This window comes from Aquimarina sp. TRL1, from assembly GCF_013365535.1.
In the GTDB taxonomy this organism is placed as follows: domain Bacteria; phylum Bacteroidota; class Bacteroidia; order Flavobacteriales; family Flavobacteriaceae; genus Aquimarina; species Aquimarina hainanensis.
Map to the genome: position 1 here is coordinate 4,708,362 of NZ_CP053590.1, position 20,912 is coordinate 4,729,273.

13 protein-coding genes are annotated in these 20,912 nt (G+C 34.3%); 2 read left to right on the forward strand and 11 right to left on the reverse strand.

Annotation, left to right across the window (positions count from 1 at the left end):
* Window positions 1–21: 21 nt before the first annotated feature.
* The 4 genes from HN014_RS19425 to HN014_RS19440 form a co-directional block, all read right to left on the reverse strand.
* The gene (locus HN014_RS19425) at window positions 22–468 is read right to left on the reverse strand and encodes a phosphoheptose isomerase (RefSeq protein ID WP_176030497.1); all 447 of its coding nucleotides are present in this window, start codon (window positions 466–468) and stop codon (window positions 22–24) included.
* Window positions 469–546: 78 nt separating this feature from the next.
* On the reverse strand, window positions 547–1,890 hold the full coding sequence (locus tag HN014_RS19430; RefSeq protein WP_176030498.1) for a (Fe-S)-binding protein: 1,344 nt from the start codon (window positions 1,888–1,890) through the stop codon (window positions 547–549).
* Between the two features lie 12 nt (window positions 1,891–1,902).
* Window positions 1,903–2,853: an MlaD family protein gene (locus HN014_RS19435; protein WP_176030499.1), complete on the reverse strand. Its 951-nt coding sequence runs from the start codon at window positions 2,851–2,853 to the stop codon at window positions 1,903–1,905.
* 85 nt (window positions 2,854–2,938) lie between these two features.
* Window positions 2,939–4,045, reverse strand: a complete 1,107-nt coding sequence (locus tag HN014_RS19440; protein ID WP_176030500.1) for an N-acetylmuramoyl-L-alanine amidase — start codon at window positions 4,043–4,045, stop codon at window positions 2,939–2,941.
* Window positions 4,046–4,230: 185 nt separating this feature from the next.
* On the opposite strand from HN014_RS19440, the gene HN014_RS19445 reads away from it, so the two are divergent.
* Window positions 4,231–7,020 (forward strand): putative LPS assembly protein LptD, encoded by a 2,790-nt coding sequence (locus tag HN014_RS19445; RefSeq protein WP_176030501.1) that lies wholly within the window; start codon window positions 4,231–4,233, stop codon window positions 7,018–7,020.
* Between the two features lie 80 nt (window positions 7,021–7,100).
* Window positions 7,101–7,481, forward strand: a complete 381-nt coding sequence (locus tag HN014_RS19450) for a RidA family protein (protein ID WP_176030502.1) — start codon at window positions 7,101–7,103, stop codon at window positions 7,479–7,481.
* An 89-nt stretch (window positions 7,482–7,570) separates the two neighbouring features.
* Here HN014_RS19450 and HN014_RS19455 read toward each other — a convergent pair whose 3' ends face one another.
* From HN014_RS19455 to HN014_RS19485, 7 genes are all read right to left on the reverse strand, one after another.
* On the reverse strand, window positions 7,571–8,110 hold the full coding sequence (locus HN014_RS19455) for an ankyrin repeat domain-containing protein (protein ID WP_176030503.1): 540 nt from the start codon (window positions 8,108–8,110) through the stop codon (window positions 7,571–7,573).
* Between the two features lie 118 nt (window positions 8,111–8,228).
* Window positions 8,229–9,677: a catalase gene (locus HN014_RS19460; RefSeq protein ID WP_176030504.1), complete on the reverse strand. Its 1,449-nt coding sequence runs from the start codon at window positions 9,675–9,677 to the stop codon at window positions 8,229–8,231.
* A gap of 431 nt (window positions 9,678–10,108) precedes the next feature.
* Window positions 10,109–12,292: an alkaline phosphatase D family protein gene (locus tag HN014_RS19465; RefSeq protein ID WP_176030505.1), complete on the reverse strand. Its 2,184-nt coding sequence runs from the start codon at window positions 12,290–12,292 to the stop codon at window positions 10,109–10,111.
* Window positions 12,293–12,458: 166 nt separating this feature from the next.
* The gene (locus tag HN014_RS19470) at window positions 12,459–12,923 is read right to left on the reverse strand and encodes a hypothetical protein (RefSeq protein ID WP_176030506.1); all 465 of its coding nucleotides are present in this window, start codon (window positions 12,921–12,923) and stop codon (window positions 12,459–12,461) included.
* 60 nt (window positions 12,924–12,983) lie between these two features.
* Window positions 12,984–15,206 (reverse strand): nitric-oxide reductase large subunit, encoded by a 2,223-nt coding sequence (locus HN014_RS19475; protein WP_176030507.1) that lies wholly within the window; start codon window positions 15,204–15,206, stop codon window positions 12,984–12,986.
* Between the two features lie 164 nt (window positions 15,207–15,370).
* Entirely contained in the window at window positions 15,371–16,357 is a 987-nt protein-coding gene (gene pfkA, locus HN014_RS19480; RefSeq protein WP_176030508.1) for a 6-phosphofructokinase, read from the reverse strand.
* Between the two features lie 56 nt (window positions 16,358–16,413).
* Complete coding sequence (locus tag HN014_RS19485) at window positions 16,414–20,802, reverse strand: translocation/assembly module TamB domain-containing protein (protein ID WP_254884044.1); 4,389 nt, start codon at window positions 20,800–20,802, stop codon at window positions 16,414–16,416.
* Window positions 20,803–20,912 lie beyond the last annotated feature (110 nt).

Consider the following 20,912-nt stretch of genomic DNA (forward strand, 5'->3'; position numbering starts at 1 on the left):
TAGGATGAGTACATCATTTTATTAATCGTGTTTTCCGTCATCGAATACCTCTATCGTCACCACTCTTTCTACCAGTTCTGTAAATTTACCGGTATATCGCGTCGCTTTGACTAAATGATTATCTATCCAATGATAGTTTCCTCCTCTTGGCTTCCCCATTAACATACTGTGATATTTAAATCCATGCTCTTTCAGCCAGTTTTCGGTCACTTCTCTATGTTCTTCTGTTCTGGAAGTAAAAAAGCAAATTATATGACCTTCATCATACCATTTGTTTAAAGTCGCCAGGGCATCCGGAAAGGGTTTACAAGTTCCCATTCGTTCTGGCTCTTCATTAGGAACATCTTCTGTAATAGTTCCATCGATATCGATTAAATAGTTTTTAATACCTTCCGGCAATACAGGACTGATATGCTGTCCTTCTTCTATCTTATCGTGTAAGAGCTTCTCTACTTCTTCTTTTTTCATAACTTTTAGTTTTCTTTTTTTAAAAATTGTCGGTTAACTATATTTATAACTTATGGTTAGCAAGTTACTGGTTATTTTTTAAGATTCCTCACTCCAATTTAATCTATCCATCTGGTTAAATGGCCATGGAGCTCCGTTATTCTCTATATTAGACATCATATTATTAAGATCTGAAGGTGCTGCACTCTGTTCCATCACCAGATATCGTCTCATATCGATAATAATTGACAAGGGACTTATTCCTATTGGGCAAGCTTCTACACAGGCATTACAACTTGTACATGCCCATAATTCTTCTGTAGAGATATAATCATTTAACAACTGCTTTCCATCATCTACAAAAGTTCCTCCATTTTTATCAATATTATCTCCTACTTCTTTTAATCGATCTCTGGTATCCATCATAATCTTACGAGGAGATAATTTTTTTCCTGTTTGATTGGCAGGGCATTCACTTGTACAACGTCCACATTCCGTACATGTATACGAGTTTAATAATTGTACCCAGTTTAAATCTGCAACATCAGAGGCTCCAAATTTTTCGGGAACAGCCTCTTCTCCTTCTTCTCCCTCATTTTCTGCCGGTGCTGCAAACGGATCTGCATTAGGGTCCATCATCAGCATTACTTCATCTGTTACCGCTTTTAAATTATCTAATTGTCCCTTGGGATTTAGGTCGGCATAGTAGGTATTAGGAAATGCCAACATTATATGCAGGTGTTTTGAGTAGTACAAATAATTCAGAAAGATTAGTATCCCTACAATATGCAACCACCAGGCTCCTCTTTCCAAAACAATTAATGCTGTTTCTGACATCCCACTAAATAACGGGCTGATAAACTGACTTATTGGATATGCTCCGGCTTTTACGTAATGCGCTGCATCTAGTGCTTGCAATTGTAAATCCGCTGCATTCATTACTAAAAACAATGTCATAAGAACCATTTCGAAATACAAAATAAGGTTCCCATCGTTTTTGGGCCATCCTTTCATTTCCGGATTCCAAAAACGTTTTAGTTTGATCACATTTCTTCGAATCCAAAAAACGATAACTCCTACCAAGACCAGAAATGCAAGAATTTCAAAAGACCCAATCAGAAAATCGTACAATCCTCCTAAAAAGCTAAAAATACGATGAGTCCCGAAAATACCATCTATAATAATTTCCAGTACTTCTATATTAATAATGATAAATCCGATATATACCACCAAATGCAATATTCCGGCTACCGGGCGTCTTACCATTTTGGTCTGCCCCATCGCCACCATCGCCATTTGTTTAAATCGTTCCTTTTTATTGTCAGATCGATCTACACTTCTTCCTAATCGTACATTTCTAATAACTTTTCGGATATTCAAAGTAAAATATCCTATCCCTGCTACTAAAACAAGTACAAAAAGTATGTTCGGTATATATTGCATGTGTTATTTAGTTTACTGTATTGAATCTGTTGGTTTTACATAAGGAGTGTTCTTTTTTCCAAATACGGAAATATGAACATATCTTTTTGGATTTAGTCTCAGGTCTTCTAACAATGTCTCCAGTTGCTTACTGGCCTGTTCTAAATTCGTATACAATTTCTTGTCTTTCAGCAGTTTTCCTACGGTTCCTTTCCCTGCATTGATATCACTGGAAATTTTATTAAAATTCGCTAGCACCGCTTCTAATTCTCTACTCAATTTAGCCGCATCTACCTGCGATAATGAACCCGAAAACTTATTTAGGTTAGTAGACATCTGATCTAAATTGGTAAATGTATTATTCAATTTCTGTTCATTACCACTTAACATAGCATTCAAAGAACCTGAGGCTTGTTTAAAATTTCGTACAGTAGTACTTAAATCACTAAAAATAGTATTAATGTTATTTTGCGTGTCTTCTGATAGTACTTTATTAATTGATACTAACAATGAATCCGCATTCATTACTGCTAATTCTATTTTTTGCTGAAGAGGCGTTAACTTAGAAGTCATTAGATCTATAATCCCTCCTTCTACTTTTCCGTTTAGCGTATCCTTATTTTTTGCTTCCAGTCCCTGTTGATAGGTGGGGATAATTGCTAATGATTTTCCCCCAATAAGTCCACTCCCTGATATTTTAGCCAAACTGTTTTTAGAAAATTTAAAATCGTTGTTTACACTAAACTTAACAATTAGTTTTCCCGAAGCATCAAAAAAATCGATGGCTACCACTTTTCCTACTACCAATCCATTAATTGTTACTGGTGAGGAAGGTATCAATCCTTCTACATTATCGTAGATAGCGTATAAAGTTCTATTATTTTCAAAAAGATTCTTTCCTTTTAAAAAACTATATCCAAAAATAAGAAGAGCAATCGCGCAAACTGCTAAGATTCCTGTCTTGACTTCTCGAGTAAATTTCAAAATATTGAGGTTTTAATGACAAATTTATGATAAAAAATACATTTTTACTGATAATTATTCAATGAACTATCAGATTTTATTTAGACTAATTCGAAGAAGAATTAGCTTTTAAAGCTTCTTTAATGGAAATTATTTGTTCTCCTTTAAAAGCGACAATAAAACTAGAGTCATACCCTTTTTCTACTGCTTTTTTACGAAGTTCCTGAGCCTCATTATAATCGGGCGTATTTCCATAGTAATATTTATACAGTCGATCATTTTTAATTTTGGATATTTCTTTTAATCCTTTAAAATTTTGCGGCTGTAATGCAATGGCTGTTGTACCTGCTGCAATCTGAACTTTGAAGGCAATCCCGTTTGCAGAACTTGCTGTAGTTGTTTCCGGTGTATCACTAACGGGGTCTTCTACAAAATAAACCGCATCCAGGCTTTTCTTATAATCTTTTATCGATTTAATAATAGAAGCTGACATTTCTTTTTGCCCGATTTTGGAATTCAGGTATTTTCCCTCTTTTATGTTAGTAAGAAAACCTAATTCTATTAATACACTGGGCATATATGTTTGATGAAGTACGACAAAACCTGCCTGTTTTACTCCTCTGCTTTTCTTTTTTAATGATTTCTTAAATCTGCTTTGTACATAACTCGCTAATGTGAGACTTTGATCGAGGTATTCTTCCTGCATCAAGGTTAATCCGATAATCGACTCGGGGGAATTAGGGTCGAAACCGTCATAATTTGCTTCGTAATTATCTTCTAATAAAATTACAGAGTTTTCATTTTTTGCCACATTAAAGTTTTCATCATTCGCATGAAGTCCTAATACAAAGGTTTCTGTACCTGATGCCTGAGAGTGGTGTGCATTACAGTGAATGGATACAAACAGATCTGCTTTTGCCTTATTCGCTATCTTCCCTCTTTCGTGAAGTTCTATAAATTTATCTGTCTTTCGGGTATACACTACTTTAAAATGAGGATCTTTTTCTAATTCTTTTCCGATTCCCAATACAACTTTCAAAGCAATATTTTTTTCTATGTAGCCATTTCCCCTATTCCCAGAGTCATGTCCCCCATGCCCTGCGTCTAAAACTACTACAAATTTTTTCTTGCTCTCCTGAGCGGTTGTTTGTGAGCATAAAATGAAAGAAAGTATCACTCCCAAAACAACAATATACCTATTTATTCTTTTCATTAACACTAATAAAATTTCTATAATTTGAAACATTGTCCCTTCACCACCGTATTTAGTATAGTTTTTGATAACTGTAAAAATAACACTAATTCTTAGTGCAATACTAATTAAAAAGAGAGCAGTATGTATTATAATTTTTTATTTTTTTGATAATACTAATCTCTAGATAAAAAATATATGTAATTTTGGCACTTCAAAAACTAAGCCATAGTTACACAAAAATAGGATATAAACCATTGCAAACAACGGTACGAAACATACTTTATTCGCTAAGTTTTTCACTTTTTTGTATTTGTTTTACGACAGCACAAGAAACGATCAAAACTTCAGGTATTCCAATTCCTGCAGAAAAGGACTCCACTTCTATTTCTCAAAAACAAAATAAGGATCAGATTACAATCTCTCCCGAAGAGCTCTTATCTGAAAAAGCACAAGACACCACTAAAAAGGATTCCGTTGTTGCCGAATCTTCTTTCCTGACAGATAAAGTGACCTATAAGGCTACGGACTATATGCGCCTTAGCAGAAAGGAAAACAAGATGTATCTGCACGATGAAGCAGAAGTTATTTATGGAGATATGACAATTAATGCCGGTCTTATTATTCTGGATAATAATAAAAGTGAAGTATATGCTTACGGTATTAAGGATTCTCTCGGAGAATATGTGCAGACTCCTATTTTTAAACAAGGACAAAATGTTGTTGAGCCGGACTCCATACGTTTTAATTTCGATACAGAAAAAGCTTTAATTTATAATTCCCGAACAGAACAGGGAGAAATCAAAATTAAGAATGAGGTTTCTAAACGGGTAAACGACTCGGTAATCTACATGCGTAATGTAAAGTTCACTACTTCTGAAGATATTGATAATCCAGACTATTATTTTTATGCCAGAAGAATTAAGCTTGTTCCCGAAAAAAAGATCATTACAGGATTGGTAAATATGTATATTGCGGATGTTCCTACTCCCCTAGGGCTTCCTTTTGGATATTTCCCATTAACGGAAGACAGAACTTCTGGTTTTATCATACCTAATCCCGGAGAAGATAGTAATCGTGGATATTTTCTACAAAACGGAGGATATTATTTTGCCATCAGTGATTATATCGACTTAACGGTTCTGGGAGATTATTATACCAATGGTAGTTACAATCTTGCTTTGGAGTCTGCTTATGCACTTCGATATCGCTATAGAGGTTCTTTGCGATTCAGGTATCAGAACAACTTACAGAGTGAGCGAGGTTTCCCTGACTACTCTCGTTCTACTACCTATAATATACAATGGTCGCATAGCCAAGATGCAAAAGCTAATCCTAATTCCAGGTTTTCTGCATCTGTAAATTTTGGTAGTAGTAATTACTACAAAGAATCTACAAACCAGAACAATACTGGAAATTTCCTGAACAACCAATTGAGTTCTTCTGTATCATATTCAAAAACGATTCCAGGGGATCCACAGGTAAATATTAGTTTAGCTGCTACTCATAACTCCAATACCAATACTGGGGTGGTTAATTTATCACTTCCTAACGCTAATATCAATGTGGCAAGAATTTTTCCTTTTGCTCCAAAAGTTGGTGTTAAAAAAGGAATTATTCACAATATTAATACGCAATACACTTTCAGAGGGGAAAATAAAATCGAAACTACTGATGATGATTTATTTACTTCCAGAATGTTTGAAAACAGTAAAATGGGAATGCAGCATACCATTCCATTGACAACCAATTTCAAAATACTTAAATATTTAAGTGTTACAGCAGGAACGAACTTTCAGGAGAACTGGGTTTTTGAAACGATTAGGCAAAGCTATGATCAGGATGCTAATAATGGAGCCGGAGATGTTGTGAATGATACTATTAAAGGCTTTGATGCATTTAGAACTTACAATTTCTCATCAAGTGTAGGAACGACAATATACGGTACTTTTAAGTTCAAAAAAGGAAGTAAAATTGAAGCGATACGGCATACCATGCGCCCTTCTATAAGTTATAATATCAATCCTGCATTTGATCAATATTACGATTCTTATACAATCCCTGATAATCCAGAGACTCCGGAAGACGAAGCTAAAGAAGTTTCGTACTCCAGATTTACAGGTGGCTACTTTGGAGCTCCTAATAACACCTTTTCGAGTAGTATTGGTTTTTCATTGAGTAATAATCTGGAAGCCAAAGTAAAAAGTAAAGACTCTACTGCTACAGAGGCCAAAAAAATTAAAATATTAAATAACTTATCGTTTAGAACTGCTTATAATCTTGCGGGAGATTCTCTTAAGCTAAGTCCATTAGCTGTTAGTGGTAATATCCCTATTATTCAAAATAAGTTAGATATTAACTTTAACGCGGAACTAGATCCCTACGCTCTGGATAATAACAACACTAAAATTGATGTCTGGAATATTGATAACGGAGGAAGTTTATTTCGTTTAACTCGTGCCAGTGCCAACTTTGGATATTCTTTTTCCAGTAAGGATTTTAAACGAACAAAGAAAAATGATGACCCATTCCAAAACGAAACCCTGAGGAATGGAGGGCGTTCTGATAATTTATTTGGTAGTACGCTAGACATTGTCAACGATGAGGATGTTCACCGGGAACGGAAAAGTTCTTCTAATAGTGATTTTGAAAATTACAATTATAAAATCCCCTGGAATTTGCGCTTATCTTATACCGTAAACTATTCTAATAACAGAAGGCAAAATGAGATATCTTCGCACTCCCTTATGTTTTCCGGAGATGTGGAATTCTCTCCAAAATGGTCTGTCGGTGTTTCTTCTGGATATGATTTTAAAAATCCCGGATTTACATACACCAATCTCAGGTTTCAACGAGATCTGGAAAGCTGGCGAATGAGTTTTAACTGGATTCCATTTAGCCAACAAGCTTCCTGGAGCTTCTTTATTGGAATTAAATCTTCTGTTCTTAGCGACATTAAATATGATAAGCGAAGCCAACCGGATAGGAACTTATAAAATAGTGCCTTTTAGTTCTCCATTAATTTACACTATTTTTACGCTAAATTTTTTTTTAGAAAAAACAAAAACTTCTTCAAATGAAACAAATCATAACGACAAAAAAAGCTCCTGCTCCAATCGGACCATACAATCAGGCTATCTTGCATGGTAATACTTTATATACTTCAGGGCAAATCGCTTTGCATCCTGAAACTGGTGAATTGGTTTTAGATGATATTAAAACGGAAACGAAACAAGTTATGGAGAATCTAAAAGAAGTATTGGCTGCTGCTGGTATGACTTTTGAAAACGTTGTTAAAACAACTATATTTTTAAGTGACATGGATAATTTCGCACAAGTTAATGAAGTGTATGGCAGTTATTTAAATGAGGATACAGCACCTGCCAGGGAAACTGTTGCCGTAAAAACATTACCAAAATCAGTAAACGTAGAAATATCGACTATTGCCATTAAATAAGAGTCATAAAAATAAATAGTAAAAGCCCTGAATTTAAGAATTCAGGGCTTTTTTTAGTAATCCATGTAAAAAAAATTACACAAACTAAACTACTCTACTTTATAATTCTCTATATAATCCGCCATTTCTTTATTTCCTTGTTTTATAGCAGACATTGAAGGCGTATCACCCAGGTTATTTTTTAAAAACGGATTTGCTTTTACTGCCAGCAATGTATTGACGACATCTACTTTCCCAAAAGTAGAAGCAAAATGCAAAGCAGTTGCTCCATTATAATTTTGCAAGTTTACATTCGCTTTTGCATTTAGTAATAGTGCAACCATTGCTGTATTTCCCAAAAAAGCGGCTCCCATTAATGCTGTATTTCCAGATGTATCTGCCTCATCTACATTTACTCCTTTGCTCAGTAGATAGGTGGCAATCTCCGGTTGATCGTTATAAGCTGCTAAAATCAATAAAGTGTATCCGTGATGATTTTCGTAGGTCAATAAATCAGGATTTTTATCAATTGCCTGTTTTAAAACCTCTAGTTTTCCTGTTCTGACAACATTTTCTAAAAGTTCAAAATTTTGTTGCCCGTATCCCAGACCACAGATCAATACAATTATTGCTACTCTAAATAATCTCATACTGATTTATTTATAAGATGATTACACATATATGAAAATAGGAATTATGAATGTTTAATTCATAATTTCCTATTTTCAATTTAAAACAATACTCAAATTGGGGGAAGAGATTTTACTATCACATAAAATCTTTTGCTGAATAACCCAATGCTTTTGCTACACGCATTCCATAGTCTCTGTCTGCTCTATAAAAATGTGTAATCATTCTTTTTTGAATTCGTTGATTTTTCACCTGACTAAGATCTCCTACCAGGTTAGCAATCAAATGTTTTTTTTCTGTTTCGGTGAGTGAATTATAAAATTGCCCTGCCTGTCCATAATTATTCGTTTTATTAATCGGTGCCTGTACAATTTTCATTTCTTTAGAGGCTGTAAAAGGAGCCATTCTAAACTCATTATCTTCTTTTACATCTACGTGATTACTCGGTTCATAATTAATTTCTGCACTAGCGTACCTGTCATTACCCTGACTTCCCCAACTATCAGAATTGTAGTTTACTGGTTTGTTTTTAGGTTGATTCACTGGTAATTGCTGGAAATTCCCCCCCAGTCTATGTCGCTGTGTATCAAAATATGAGAATAATCTACCTTGTAACATTTTATCTTCTGAAGCTTCTACACCTGGAATCAGGTTACCCGGCGCCATTGCTATTGACTCCACTTCTTCAAAAAAGTTTCTCGGATTTCTGTTGAGTGTCATCGTTCCTATTTTTACCAAAGGAAATTCATCTTCAAACCAGTGTTTTGTCGCATCCAAAGGCCAAAAATCATACTTATCCAAATCTTCTGGTTTTATAAATTGTACATATAAATCCCATTTCGGATAGTTCTTACTTTCTATAGCATTACGAAGATCTTCTGTAGCATGTCCTACATTTTTAGCTTGTACCATAGAAGCTTCTTCGGGAGTCATTGTTTTAATGCCTTGTTTTGTTTTCCAGGTATATTTGACATAAACAACTTCTCCTTTTTTATTTACCCATTTAAATCCATGAACACTACTTCCATCCATATACTGATAGCCTTTAGGAATTCCTAAATCCGTATATAGGCGAGTTACCATATGAGTTGCCTCGGGAGATAAACTCCAGAAATCAAAAAAGCGATTCGGATCTTGTTTATTTGTTACCGGAGAAGGCTTTACCGTATGAATAAAATCTGGAAATTTAATTGCATCTCTGATAAAAAAGATCGGAAGATTATTTCCTACAATATCATAGTTCCCTTCTTCTGTATAAAATTTCACAGCAAAACCTCTAGGGTCTCTCGCTGTCTCAGAAGATCCTTTTCCATGAGCTACCGTAGAGAAACGAACTGCCAAATCTGTTTTTTTTCCTACTTTTTGAAATGGAGCTGCCTTGGTATATGCAGACATATCAGCTGTCGCTTCAAAATACCCAAAAGCTCCGGTTCCTCTTGCATGTACAACTCTTTCCGGGATGCGTTCCCTGTCAAAAGCTGCTAATTTTTCTATCAGGTGAATATCCTGAAGTAATACAGGACCGTTATGTCCTAAAGTCTGTGAATTTTGATTATCTCCTACCGGAACTCCCCCATTTGTTGTCATTGTTTGAGAAACGCCCTGAAAAAATCCTAAATAACCAAGAAATATTAGTACATAAATCTTAGAGTGTGAAAACATAAGTAATATTATTAATAAGGGTTAATAAATAATGTAAATGATCATTTTACATTACAAAATTACATAATCACTTCGCCCGACAATTGCTTAATACTATTAATTACAAATACCATGATAAGAAAAATCTATTATTGAGGTTTTAACATACTTTTTATATGTATTTTATATTACTACATATCAATAACTTACATAACAGAGCTAAAAAGGTTTTTTATCTTTATAAATAAAAAACCTTTTTAATTATATTTTTTTAGATAATTGAGAGCTACATACACCGGAATGAGTCTCAAAATTAAAATTCTCTTCCATATATGATATTTAATCTCCTTTTCTGAAGTAATTCATATACTGCAAATTTATTTTATAATGATTTTTCTTTGAGCAATATTTTTTCCCGATTCGAATTTGAGAATATATTGTCCTGATTGAATTGCATTGATATCAACAGATAAATTATAAATTCCTGCCACTGTTCTTCTATCGGATAATAGTTGCAGTAACCTTCCTGAAGTGTCATACAAAGAAATTTTCACCTGCCCTTCTTTATGTACGATATAATGGATATTTCCTTCGCGATACATCGGGTTAGGATATACGCCAATGACCGTAAAATCTCCTTCTTGCTTATGATTTTTTTCTATTTTATTTTCCAAAATATCCGGATACCTCTTTACCCCATTTATAGCAACTGCTGAAGTCCTTGCTTCCTGTAATTTGCACACTCCATCTATTACATACCAACTTCTGGATCTTTTTTCTTTTGATACCGGCTTTTTCAATTCCTCAATATCATACCAATCTGCCTGTACCTTATCTTCCTTTACGTCCAAAATAAAATATCCATGATTGTCCATATCTACATCTTTGATATGTTTGTTTATTAATTTGGTATAATATTCTGCAGCTGCACTAATAATATTTCCCAGAAAATCCAGATTTTGAGAAGTTACACTAGGAACGACAAATTCACACAGTTGACATTCTCCTTCATAAGCTATTTCTCCAACAAACGTACTGTGAATATCACCTGTCAGGACTACTGTATTATCCACCTGATGTTCCTTAAGTTTTTTTAGCAACCGGTTCCTTTCTTCTTTATAGCCATCCCATGCATCATTAGAAGGAACTCCTTTCCATGGCATCACCATTACTTGGTTTCCTATTATTCTCCATTTTGCCTTAGATGCGGTTAATTCTTCTACTAACCAATCAAATTGCTCTTTCCCTAAGATTGACTTATAATTTCTAGTGTTTTTATCGGTATTATATGATGTATCATATTTAATACCTTTTTTAAGCAAACCATCTAATTCTATTACTTCTCTATCGGATCTGTCTAATTTTTTACGCTGGAGAATTGTTTTTGTAAACAGTGTTACTACTCTCTCGAATTCCTCTTCTGACAGACCGTTTTTTTTAGATGGCGCATCTGAGATCTCTAATAGTAAAGGAAGTACATTAGACAAAATCTCTCTAACATCTGATTCATTCGTAATATCCTTGGCAGCTATGACATTCTTGGCATATGATTTAAACTCTTTATTTGAGCTTGCTGCACTGATTAAATTTTTGGAACTACTAATCTGTGTATCTCTTCCTTCAATTCTTGTATCCAGCATGATGAGATCCATCAACTTACCATATGAAATTTTTCTATATAATCTGTACTGATCTATTGAATTCGCACGTATTGGCATCCATTCAAAGTATGCTTTATATGCATTATTTTTTCTTATTTCCCAGTCTCCTTCTGTCAGCGGGCTATGGTTCTGTGCTCCATATTTATTTGCATCGTTGGCAAACTCATGATCATCCCAAATATTGATAAATGGGTGTTGCTGATGAATATTTCTGAGCATTGGATCTAATCGGTAATACGAATATCTCACTCTGTAATCTTGCAAGCTTATAATTTCGTGTTTAGGCAGATGTCCTCTACCTAAATTGCTGTTGTATCCATACCCTCCTGATTCATATTCATAAATATAGTCACCTAAATGTATCACTGCATCAATATCACTTCTATCAGCAATCTTATCATATGCATTAAAGTATCCATTCTGATAATTAGAACAAGATACCACTGCAAATCTTACGTTATCGACTAATTCATTTGCTGCTGGAGTAGTTCTTGTTTTTCCTATAATTGACGACACTCCCATCGCTTCGAACTGATAATAATAAGTTGTATATGAAGATAAACCTGTTACATCTATCTTAACCGTATAATCTTTTTCCTGATTTGTGACAATTTCTCCTTTCTTAACGATTTGTTTCATTTCAGGATCTGTAGCTACTTTCCAACCTACCGAAACCGCTTCTTTATTCGTAGTAATTCTAGTCCAAATTATTACTGCATTTTCTAGTGGGTCTCCAGAAGCTACCCCATGATAAAAAGGAGCTAAACGAGTATCAAAATAAGTTTCTAACTGGTCTGAATTATCTCGTTCGATTTTCGTCAGAAATGTGTTCATATCCTGGGAATACCCAAAACACACATTTAACAATAAAAAAACAATTAGTGTGAAGTTTTGTTTCATTTTATTAAATTTTTAATTAATAATTCCGCGAAACTATAGGAATTCATCAATTAAAAAACGACTACTTCTGTTCTTAATACAAGCTTAATATTCCAGATTTTTCTTTTCATTTAGCCAGTAAAATCATAACTGCTTTTTCATTTTTATATAGATATTATTTTATATCTTAATGCTGATAGATCCTCTTCTTTCCAACATTTCTAAATACTAGTAATTGTTTATATCCTATCAGTGCTAGTAATACTATCTTCCCTATTTCGAAAACCACATATACAATATGAGGTATTGAAGAAGGAGATTCTTTTCCTGATATAACTAACAAGGCATACTTGTCTAAAACCGGGAGTAAGTAAACTGTTTGAATTAGTACAATTACAAGTATTACAAGCATAATATATCCTATTCTTTTCTCTATGATATAATAGTACCTAATTCCAAAAAGGTATGCCAAACTAAATACGATTTCTACCTTATTTAATGCCCCGAATACCAAGCGACCAATATCTACTCCTATTGCCATAGTAACAGAAGGAGCTTTAAACTTCAGTGGAGCTTCCATAAAACTAATGGCCAGTACAAATCCTAACCAAATAAAAGTGATAATTACTAAATAGGGAATAATTCTTTTCATTGTTAACTTATTTAGAGAGCACCACTGTCTAAAAATACAGCGATGCTCTTTTCATTATATTTATGATTTTCTTCCTAACATACTAAATAGTGTTTCTTTTGCTACAAACCAACAAAAACACCCTATTCCGACAGAGAAAATAATATCTCCTATCATTCGCAACCATTTAATTATCTGAACTGATGGTGAGTATAATAATTCTGAGCTTCTGGCATACCAATATCCGTGTTTCATAGAAGCAATGGCTTGTATAATCCCTTGTGGTAGTACACTAAAAACCATCATTGCCAATAATCCTATGTTTAATGACCAGAATCCTATTTTCAATAATCTATCATCCCATACGGTCTTTGAGACGATTCGCACACAGAATAAGACCAATCCCATTCCCAACATTCCATACACCCCAAATAAAGCTGTATGTGCATGAACTGCCGTTGTATTCAATCCCTGAATGTAATATAACGCTACCGGGGGATTAATCAAGAAACCGAAAATCCCCGCTCCCAGCATATTCCAGAATGATACCGATAGAAAGAAATAAATAGGCCATTTATACTGTCTTACCCAATCTTTTAATTTTAACAAGCTCCAGTTTTCCCAAATTTCATACCCTACAAGTGTCAGAGGTACTACTTCTAAGGCACTAAAAGTTGCCCCAAAAGCGATTGCATGTACTGGTGTTCCTGAAAAATAAATGTGATGTAGGGTTCCTATAATCCCTCCTGCCAAAAATATAATGGCTGATAAGACTGTTACCCGTCCCGCTGTTTTTTCATGTAACAATTTCATTTTAGTGAATAATAATGCAATCACAGCTGTGGCAAATACTTCGAAAAAACCTTCTACCCAGAGATGTACTAACCACCATCTCCAATAATTAATCACTGATAAAGAAGAGTTTTCTCCATACATCAAACCTGAGAAGAAAAAGGAACCAATCGCAATTACTGAAATAAGAAAAAGAATCAATAAGTTTCTGGAGTCATCTCTACGTTTAATTCCAACCACAATATGTCTCCCGACTAAAAACATCCACAAGATCAAACCTATTGCCAAAAATATTTGCCAAAATCGTCCCAGATCCATGTACTCATATCCCTGATGACCAAAGAAGAAATTAAGTGTCAAGTCTAAATATTGTTTTACTCCAAGCCACTCTCCTATCATGGATCCTACTACGATGATAAGTAATGCTATAAACAGAAAATTAATTCCAAAAACCTGAAATTTCATCTCTTTTCCACTTATAATAGGAGCGATAAACAACCCTGTTGCTAACCAGGCGGTAGCAATCCAGAAAATAGCTAATTGTGTATGCCAGGTTCTACTGATTGTATAGGGCAAAAATTTAGATAATTCGAAACCAAAAAATGCTTGTCCTTCTACAGCATAATGCACGGTTACGATTCCTAATACTACTTGTAAAACAATTAAAAGTGTAACAATAAAGAAATATTTCAATACTGCTTTTTGGGACCTGACTAAAACAATGGAGCTTAAAGGATTAATTGACGGAACTTCTACTTGTTCTTCATTGGCATGTTGACTTTTTATATGATACCACACCATAAGAGAAATACACAATAAGAGTAATATAACTGAAAAACCGGACCATATTAGTGAATCATCGGATACTGTATTATTGATGAGTGGTTCATATGGCCAGTTAGAAGTATACGTGATAACATCCTCCATTCGATTTGTAGATGCCGCCCAAGAGGTCCAGAAAAAGAAAGCGTTCAAATCATGTAATTTAGAGGCATCCGTAAGCATTTCTTTGGGGATTGCATATTCCTCATGCCCTTTTGAAAAAATAGACGAATAATGCTGCATATTAGCTACAATAGCTTCTTTTCTATCCTGGGATATAGAGATCGTCTTACTTATGGTATCATAGGTATTGGTTTTTATCTGAGACACTAACCTCCCCTTGAGCATTCCTTTTTTTTCCTCAGATAATTCTTTATATGGTTTTCCTAACGGTTTTGCCCATCGCTCTAATAAAAATTCAGCTTCTCTATGAATCCAATCTGCATTCCAATCCGGAGCTACATAACTCCCATGCCCCCATATGGAACCTACTTCCATTCCCCCAATGGACTCCCATACGTTTTGTCCTCTCATAATATGTGCTTTCGTAAAAAGCACCTCTTCTGTTTGTTCTACTATGACTTGTTCCGGTATTGGTGGTTGTTCCTGATAAATCTTAACGCCCACCCATATCAATATCATAAAAGATAGTGCTACAACGGCTATAAATCCTATCCATATTTTCTTCATAATCATTTTTGTTTTTATGTTATATCACAAAATTATATGCTGAAAACACCATGTATTTATGATCTAAATCATATGGAAGGTACGGACACTTACAGGAATCAAAAAAAGTGATAAAAGATTGCTCCTTTACCACTTTTTTTAAAAAAATTCTTATGAAGGGGTTCCTATACGGATAGAATATCTGATATCCTCAATAATTCTTTATTAATCCCATGACCTTCTTTGAAATCTTTATCAAATTCACTTGTAGTTACCTGATTATTGACCAACCCAACCATCAGGTTTTCTTTACCATCCAAGAGTAATTCTACTGCTTTGACACACAATCTACTTGCTAAGGTTCTGTCAAAACAAGATGGTTTTCCTCCTCGCTGCATATGCCCTAATACAGTTACCCTTACATCGTAATCTGGAAGATGTTCTGTCACATAATCTGCCAGTTCATACACATTTTTCCCGGTTTTATCTCCTTCACTTACTACTACAATACTTGAAGATTTCCCTGAACGCTTACTTCTTTTTAAAGATTCTAACAAGCGTTCGAGTCCCAAGTCTTCTTCTGGTATCAAAATTTCTTCTGCTCCTGCTCCTACTCCACTATTTAATGCTATAAAGCCGGCATCTCTCCCCATTACTTCTACAAAAAATAATCGATTATGAGAGCTCGCAGTATCTCGGATCTTATCAATTGCATCAACCACCGTATTTAAGGCTGTATCATATCCTATCGTAAAATTGGTTCCGGCAATATCATTATCAATTGTACCTGGTACACCTATTACAGGTATTTCATATTCCTTACTAAAAATTCGCCCTCCAGTAAAGGTCCCATCTCCTCCAATCAATACCATTGCATCTACTTCAATTTCTTTTAATTGTGCTGCTGCTTTTTCTCTCCCTTTTTTGGTTCTGAATTCTTCCGAACGTGCTGATTTTAATATGGTTCCTCCTTTGCTAATAATATTCTGAACACTTCTGGCAGTCATTTCTGTGTAGTCTCCTTCGATCATTCCCTGATATCCTCTATAAAACCCTACACACCTAATCCCATAATAGGCACATGCTCTCACTACTGCACGTATTGCCGCATTCATTCCGGGAGAATCTCCTCCCGATGTCATTACTCCAATTGTCTTAATACTTTTAGCCATATATTATATTTCGTCAATATGCATCTGTCTTCTAAAAAAACAGTTACTATCTCGTTCTACTTTTCGTCTTTTTTAGTAAAATTAATAAAATCTGGGGCTTTTATCTTTGTAGAGTCTTTAATTTTAGGAATAGAATCCCGTTGTTTTTTATTTTTAAAAATTTTTCTCCACAATTCATTGAAATTATCAAAGTCTACAGAATAAGAAAGTCCTATCCCTTGTTTATGCCCTTGTGGAGTTCCTACATATTGTACTTCGTTCTCCCGATTAAATATTTTTCCTCTCAGGGTTCCTTCTTCATTAAACAAATACTCGGCTTCTACATTACCAACCACTACAGATTCGTCTACTCCTCCTACTAAAACCCCAACACGACCATTAATCAAGATTCGATCACTTATTTTAGTAGATAAGGTAACTCCAAACTTATCAGAAGTTTCACTATCGATCCCCCTATTTCCCTGCACATAATTTAGTCCCACTTTGAACTTATCATCCTCGCCTGCAAAAATATCGTTTACTAAACTGGATGCGCGTTCTACCAGGTTTCCTGTAATTAAGTTTTGTCCCAGGTTTAACTCGTTATAAAACTGCCCCTGTGTAAGAAGTGACAGTGCCTGAAAATCTCTTGTAGATTTATCTTCTAATTTATATTCCAATTCACTTTTTATAACAGAACTCAAATTCGGAAAACGGATATCAAAATTCAATTCTGGTTGTATCAATTCTCCTTTTAGATAAACAACTACCTCAACAGGTACTTTTCTGTTAATCGTTGAATTTTCCAGCAATGCTACGGGATTGGCTTCTGTTTTATAAATAGCATTCAGATCCAGAATCGCACGTGTAGGACTCCCATCCCAGTTGATACTGTTATTATCACTCTCTTTACTAACTGTAAATACTTTTTCTATTAAAGCGCCATATCTAAAGTTATAAGTTCCTTCATATACGTGGAAATCTCCCCACATATTGAATTTCCCATTTGTATTTAATTCAATCAATAAGTTTCCTGCACCTCTCCCCTTTAGAGAACTTCCATTCTTTTTATCAATTACGATTTCTACCTCGGCGTTATCATTTACATCAAGATCAAAATTAATCGCTAATCCATTCAGGTCTTCAACAATGATATCTTTGCCTTCTAATCGTGCTTTTTTCTCTTCGTGACTGAGAAAGTGGATATAGGAGTTATCTCCTAATGACTCTGAGTCTTTTAATGGAATTTTGAAGATAGTTCCTTTTTCTGACCGGGCATTAACATCGATAACTAATCCATTAATTGGTCCTTTTATAGAAGCATCTCCACTAATAAAAGCTGTTCCAAAGTACAAGGATTCTTCTTCCTCTTCTGTATCCAGCGCAACCATCCTATCTGCTAAAATATTTAACCCTAAATACCAATCAGAAAATTGTTTATGTTCAATATAGCCTCCTAAAATACCTCTGGTTTTATACTTGGTATCCATGATATTAATCTCATCAAAAACAAAACGTTGCTTTTGAAGGAGCATTCTTGCATTTTCTTCAAAATCAAAATCCACATTGAGATACGGAATTTTTAATCCTGCCTTTTTAAGTGTAACCATGCCATCAATCGCAGGATCTTTATAACTTCCATTAATGGTTGCTTTTCCTGAAACCAATCCTCTTAAATCTTCAAAAACAATCCCCCCTAATTGGCTAAAACACGAGATATCAAACTCATTAAGATCAACATTTATCTTCATATCAGAACCTGATTCCTGCACATCTACCATCCCTAAGGCTGAGAATGTCTTTTTATGACTTTTATCGAGTAATCTACTATTGATTCTATACTGGGTTAGTGATTCATTTCCCGCAATATTCATTCTCAGCTCTCCTAGAGAATGTTTATTTACTTCCAGGCTATCAATCTTAATGGTAGAAGAAGGAAAATACTTTCCGCCTTCCTGAAAAATCGTCACATTCCCATTGACTTCTCCATTAAGTAATAGATTTTCTATATCAGGTATAATTTTATTGAGATCAACTTTGATAAAAGACGCTTCTACATTTTTATCGTCTTTTCCATCAATAACTCCATTGACACGTATCTGCTCATCTTTATGAGTTAAGACAATAGAGTTAATATCCACCTTTGTAAATTTATTATCAAAGATTACATTATTACCCCGCTTGCTTTTTCGCTCATTGACATACCAGGTATAACCTTTAAATGTTAGATCTGATTTTCTAAATCCTACAACAGATTTATTATCTTCATTAATCGTATGATACAATTCGAGATTAAAGCTATCTTCATTTCCTTTTCCTCCTTTAAATTCAGAACGAATAAAGAGTGTATCATTCAGAGTTACATTCACCAAATTAAATTCAGAGGCTTTATAATGCTTTGAGTCAACACTATCGATAGATACAAACGTATTAAATATCGGGTTTTTATTATCTACCTGAATATCGACCATATGCATCGTATTATCATATAGTTGTATCGAGGGAGACTTAAAAGTGAGTTTAAATTCGGCATCGTCACTTTCTACTTTTCCTTTTATAAATGTATTGGGAGCAAATTCTATTTCGGGAATAAAAACATCTATGATTTTATTATAGATATTAAAATTGAATTCCATGAATTCATTGTCTGTTATCTCATTTGCTTCAAAATTCGTATATAAACTTCCGATAGAGTTACGGAATAAATCATACACATTTTCTATTCTAAAAACGCCTTTTACATTTCCTTCAATAATATCCGGACTATTCATAGAAATTGTTCTCACTCCTTCTTCATTAAATTTAGAAGTGATATCAAAATCTTCAAAATAATACGCCCCATTTTTATTTTCATATGAGGTCTGTGCAAAGGAGATCGTTCCAAAAGCATCATCAATCCCTGTCCCTTTGACATCCATGATCACGTCCCCTTTGAGAATAGAAGTTGAATCTTTTTTGATAAAACCGAGTTTATGCAAATCAAGATGGTCTACATTGGCTACAAAATCATAGGTGTTAATCGTTTCAGAAAAATCTATAATCCCATTAAATCTAAAATTTGCATTCGGATCATTAGACGTTAATTTACCATCAAAAACCGGATCTCTCAGGCTTCCTAATATTTTGATATTGGAATATCCATATCCGTTTATTACTAAAGAATTTATATCTCCTTCTACTTTGGTATTTACTGTTGCCATTTCGAATCCACTTCCATCGACATGGATATTAAAAGCAGCTTTCCCTACTGTTTCTCTACCGATTAGTTTTCCTATATTAAAATTAGAAGAGATTATATTTCCATTATATGTAGCATTCTTTACATCATTTAGTTTTCCTAATAATACAAAAGCATTGACTTTCCCCAAATGAGAAAACAGATCCATATCTACATCGACTACATTTCTGGTAACAATAGCATTCCCTTCTGCCCGTACATTCCCAAACTTGTATAGCTCTTTGGGAAGTGAAGTTCCCAGTAGTTCCGGCAATAGGTTTATTAAATCATAATAATTCGTGGCGAGTTCTGTAAATTCTCCTTCTAATTTAAATTTACTAACATCATCAGATAGTGCATTTTCTATATGGATATCTCCTTTAATGACTGATCGGTCCAATCCTTTTATAAATGCCTTATGTAATCTAAAATCATTTAGAGTTCCTGTTAATCTTGTCTTTTTGATATTCAGCATCTGATTCTTGCCAAACTCTCCATAAAAAGGAATCAAATCATTAGTCGACACTGTTCCTTCTTTAAAATCTGCCTTAATTTGTACCTTGTTTTCGAAATCAATCAAGTCTTCTGGTTGGTAAGAAAAATCAATTTCGGCTTTTACTTTTGAGTCAGGGGTTTCCAGTATCAGGTTTTCAAAATGCATCTGATCTGGTTTGATAGAAAATGACGTTTGCAAGTTAGATACAACAAGCCCCCTCCTATCCTTAAAAGACAATACATTGGTAGTGATATAAAAATCTCCGTCATCTATCCGAATCCCTTCCGAATCTAATATGATATCATCATATCGTATTACCTCTGGGGATCGTAAATCTTCATCCGTATAATAATATCGTCCATTCTGGATAGTGACACGACCAGAGGTCAATATAAATTTAGCATTGGATGTTTTCTTTTTCCCGGTATTAAATTTACGTATATAGGTCATGAGATTATCGCTATCCTCCCCTTTGTAAATTTTCATGTTAAAAAATAAATCTTTTATAGCGACTTCTCCTAATTCGGGTTGTCCTTTACTGATCTCCCTTAGATTGAGAATAGAGGTTTGTATGCTTCCGGCATAAAGCAATGTATCGCCATGATGATCCAATGCCAGAACTTCCTTTAGATCAACACTCCCTAAATACCCAATACCGATTCGCCCAATTTCCAGCTCTACATCATAAGTATCCTTAAGGTAATTTGTCGCTTTTTTTGCTATAAAAGTTTGGACACGGGGAATAGAAAACAATATAATTATTGCTATAAAAAACAGTAATAGGCCTAAAAAGACCCTGATCAATATTTTCCCTGATTTTCTGATCCGTATTATTTTTTAACTTTGCTGACAATATTAACAAT